This window comes from Streptomyces sp. URMC 124, assembly GCF_051386455.1.
Taxonomy (GTDB): domain Bacteria; phylum Actinomycetota; class Actinomycetes; order Streptomycetales; family Streptomycetaceae; genus Streptomyces.
The window spans coordinates 1-267 of sequence record NZ_JBPQTS010000486.1 but is presented as its reverse complement, the minus strand read 5'-3'; the positions used below and the strand labels follow the sequence as shown (position 1 = coordinate 267).

Below are 267 nucleotides of genomic sequence, written 5' to 3'. Positions count from 1 at the left end.
CTTCATAGGTGCCGTTAGAGACGGCTTCCTTCAAGCGCTGGATTTTCTCTGCGCGCTCCGGATCCTGTACCTTGCTTTGTGCGCTCAGTTCCATCGCCTCCGGTGAAATCGATACTTCGTCCTTCTTGCGTTTGTTCTTATCGATATGCTGCAACTCCCGAGATTCTATATTCCGTTGATACGAATTGACGCCGTTCACGCGTCCCGATTCGTTAATCTTCACGTTCAATCACCTCACTTAAAATAAAAAACCGATAAGCTTTACTA

General features: G+C 46.8%; 1 protein-coding gene. It reads right to left on the bottom strand.

Going from position 1 to position 267, the window contains the following annotated elements:
* The coding region (locus tag ACSNOG_RS33420; protein ID WP_436756424.1) for a flagellar biosynthesis anti-sigma factor FlgM at nt 1-223 on the bottom strand (223 nt) is incomplete at its 3' end.
* Nucleotides 224-267: the final 44 nt, after the last annotated feature.